Annotated in this window: 4 protein-coding genes; all 4 read left to right on the top strand. The window is 43.2% G+C overall.

All coding sequences use genetic code 11. The annotated features are described in order from the left end of the window. On the top strand, positions 1–1,734 hold a 1,734-nt coding region (locus tag LUQ50_RS03110; protein ID WP_300036041.1), incomplete at its 5' end, for a cobaltochelatase subunit CobN. Positions 1,735–1,768: 34 nt separating this feature from the next. After that, positions 1,769–2,815, top strand: coding sequence for an ABC transporter substrate-binding protein (locus LUQ50_RS03115; protein ID WP_300036044.1), 1,047 nt, complete (start codon positions 1,769–1,771; stop codon positions 2,813–2,815). 251 nt (positions 2,816–3,066) lie between these two features. Then, positions 3,067–3,258, top strand: a complete 192-nt coding sequence (locus LUQ50_RS15910; RefSeq protein ID WP_367278947.1) for an antitoxin family protein — start codon at positions 3,067–3,069, stop codon at positions 3,256–3,258. Then, positions 3,243–3,692: a PIN domain-containing protein gene (locus LUQ50_RS15915; protein ID WP_367278948.1), complete on the top strand. Its 450-nt coding sequence runs from the start codon at positions 3,243–3,245 to the stop codon at positions 3,690–3,692. Before LUQ50_RS15910 ends, LUQ50_RS15915 begins: the two co-directional genes overlap by 16 nt. Positions 3,693–3,730 lie beyond the last annotated feature (38 nt).

Consider the following 3,730-nt stretch of genomic DNA (forward strand, 5'->3'; position numbering starts at 1 on the left):
ATTACCATAGCTCATGAATCCCTTACCCGGATCTATAATACCCAGATTCCGGAGGGTCTGCATATCTTTGGGGAAATCCCACTTGGAGAAAAACGGGCATCGTATATTTCCGGACTTCTCAGGTTCAACCAGGAACTCAGAAAACTGATGATTGATCTCCTCGGGCTAGATATCACTCCGAAATCCGGGGAATATGCACTCTTAAAAATGCTTGATGAACTTGGAAACCAATTTGTCATTGCCATCCTTGATGGATCCGAACCCCGGGAAGCTGCAGAGAAGGCCCTGAATACTCGTTTGAAAAATACTGATTCATCCCTTCTCATCCCGTTATGTGATAAGATTGTTGAGTTATCTGGGAACATTGAAGCATCTGATGAACATCAGGCACTCATGCGTGGAATCGCAGGCGAATACATCGAACCGGGGCCTTCCGGCCTTATCAGCAGGGGAAAAACGGATATTCTGCCCACAGGCCGTAACTTCTATAGTCTTGATCCCTTTTCAGTCCCCACTGAAGCGGCATTCCGGGTAGGGAGAAAACTTGCTGAAGCACTTCTTTCCAAGTTTCTCGACGAAGAGGGAAAATACCCTGAAACCGTTGCCGTATACTGGATGGCATCAGATATCATGTGGTCTGACGGTGAGTCACTCGGAAAACTCCTTCATCTTCTTGGTACAGAACCGGTATGGCGACAGGGAAGAGTAACCAGTATCCGTCCTATCCCACTCTCCACACTAGGCCGACCCAGGATAGACATCTCCATCAGGGCATCTGGAATCTTACGAGACTGTTTTTATAACTGTATCGAACTGCTGGATGACGCAGTCTGCATGGTGGCAGCCCTGGATGAACCAGATGAGATGAACTATGTCCGTAAGCATCATGGGGGGAGGACAGAAAGACCTGACAGTAGAATATTTGGGAGCCGAGCGGGAACCTATGGCATGGGAGTAAACCTCGCACTCTATGCATCAGCCTGGAAAGAAGATTCAGAACTTGCTGATATCTACATCTCCTGGAACGGCTATGCATACGGGCGTGATAACTATGGAAAAGCCTCCCATGATCAATTGATAGAGCAGTTGAAAACTGTTGATGTGACATTTAATAAAACCGCTACTGACGAGTATGATCTTCTTGGATGTTGTTGTTACTTTGGCACCCATGGTGGTATGACAATCGCCGCAGAAACCGTGAAAGGACACAAGATAGCGACGTATTACGGGGATACGAGGGATCCAGAATCGGTTGAAGTGAGAACCCTTGCTGAAGAGATAAACCGAGTCGTCAGAACAAAACTGCTGAATCCTAAATATATCGAAGGCCTTAAAGAACACGGATATGCCGGAGCAAGTGAATTATCTCGCCGCATCGGGCGCGTATATGGCTGGGATGCTACCACCGGCCAGGTGGATGACTGGATATTTGATGATATTGCCCGTACGTTTATGCTTGATGAAAGGAATCACAGGTTTTTTGAGGAGAATAATCCATATGCACTGGAAGAGATCGGAAGGAGGCTTCTTGAAGCACATCAGCGGGGAGTCTGGAAGGCAGATCCCGAGGTCATAGAAGGGGTAAAAAACTCATATCTTTTGATCGAGGGAGTAATGGAGGATAACATGGGTGAACACAACATGAATGTTCAGGGCGGTTCGATTGATGTCTTCACCATGAATGATATTACAGCCTGGAAAGAAAAAAATAGGGCTTTAAGGGAAGGGAAATAACATACAGATTATCCTGAAACCTTTTCAATATTTCATGAAAGTCAGCAAAAAATGGAGGCAATATGTACTCCTTACTGGTGTTGTAGTTTCATTGATCATATTCTCTGGATGTATCAAGAACTCGGATATTCAGGAGTCAAATAATTCAATATCTATTACCGATGTAAATGGGGAGATTTTTTTAATTCATACTCCCGTAACACGCATCGTGACACAGAACTCAGATCTTGCTGAGATGCTGATTGTGCTGGGTGCTGAAGGGACCATCGTGGGAGCTAGTGATAGTGTTCTTGATATTCCCGATATCGCAAAAAAGATCCCACATGCAGAAAGTATCGGGAACTGGCAGACACCAAATATCGAAAAAATTCTTTCAATGAACCCGGACCTTATAATCACCTACGGAGGGAGAACGAAAAATATTGATCAAATCCTGGCTGCCAATATTTCCGTGGTTGCCCTTGATCTATACCATGTCCCCACACTACCTCGTGAATCTCGAATACTGGGTAAGATAACCGGGAGAGAGGCGAGATCTGAAGAATATGCAGCATTTGTTGAGAAATATATTACCCTAATCGAGAACCGGCTTAATTCACAAAACAACACGACAACTCCACGAATATACATGGAACATTATGGAGAATATGCTTCGGAAGGAAAAGATGGGGCAGGAACCGAACTTATGACCCTGCTCCATGCATCCCACATCGGTGAAGATCTCCCCGAACTTACCCAAAAGGTATCGCCTGAATGGATCATCAAACAAAAACCGGAAGTGATAATCAAGATCGTCAGCAATAAGTCACTGACCCAGAATGATCTCGAACAAACTAGGGAAAATATTATGAACCGAACTGGTTTTGATACTATCCCTGCCGTAGAATCGGGAAGAGTTTATGTCATAAACGCTGATCTTCTCAACAGTCCGAGAGGAATCGTAGGAACTTTCTACGCTGCACAGGCAGTATATCCTGAATTATTTACTGATATCAATCCGGATGAAATTCTTTCTGAATATGCAGCCCAGTTCTACTCGGATGCAGATCAAATTTCTGCAAAATGTGCTCCTGCTTCATGAATATGGATTCCAGATAGTTATTTCCTGGTTTACTGGTGAAATGATAAAAGGGATCTTACAGGTCAGCCAGTCAGAGAGATCCCAGCCTAAACATTTCTGCGGTTGCCCGTCCGTCTGCATTCAGTGAATCAATGCGAGGTATTCAGGAATAAATTCCCCCCCAGATATCAGATCCTCAAATACACGCAAGGATAATTGATTCTATCTGCAGAGAATTATTGATTAATAAGTTCAACCGATATGAGGATATCATGACCGATACAATTGAATGCATTTTCACAGGGAATGTTCTGAAACCGATTGAACCTCTTCATTTAAAAGATGGAGAGCGAGTAATTGTGCATATAGAGCGGAAGATCCCCTTTAATACCATTAAACTAAAAACATCTCTATCTCGGGAATATGTGAGAACAATCCGGGACGAATCATGGATGTCTTTGTAGATACTTCGGTAATTATCCCTGCAATAATTGAGTCTTCGGATTCAGATCTTGTCCGCAATTTTATCCAGACTACACAATATCGGCTCATTATCTCTCCCCTTATTTATCATGAAGCACTGTATGCAGGAACTAAGATATTACTTCATGAGCGCTGCGGAATAGAATCAGTTCCCGCAGTCCGAAATCATATCCGAAAAAAGGGGTATATAGATATGTCTGACTTCATTGATTGCCTAAACATATTAATGAAGGATTTCACAATTTATCCGGATAGCAAAAACACAACCATCATCTCTCATCTGGCTGCTAAATATCATCTCTTATCCGGTGATGCTCTCATAGTAGCAACCTGTTTTGAGCATAATATTCATAAACTCGCTTCGTTCGACTCTGATTTTCAAAAAGTTAGCGATATATCGTTACTTCTTCAATAAAGCAGGGATATTCCAGCATAAATCGTATGCCAGAGGAA

Source organism: Methanospirillum sp., from assembly GCF_028679455.1.
GTDB lineage: Archaea > Halobacteriota > Methanomicrobia > Methanomicrobiales > Methanospirillaceae > Methanospirillum.

What these genes read in the sequence shown, in the direction of transcription:
- LUQ50_RS03115 (WP_300036044.1), top strand. Translation starts at nt 1,769, where the DNA reads ATGAAAGTCAGCAAAAAATGGAGGCAATATGTACTCCTTACTGGTGTT.
- LUQ50_RS15910 (WP_367278947.1), top strand. Translation starts at nt 3,067, where the DNA reads ATGACCGATACAATTGAATGCATTTTCACAGGGAATGTTCTGAAACCG.
- LUQ50_RS15915 (WP_367278948.1), top strand. Translation starts at nt 3,243, where the DNA reads ATGGATGTCTTTGTAGATACTTCGGTAATTATCCCTGCAATAATTGAG.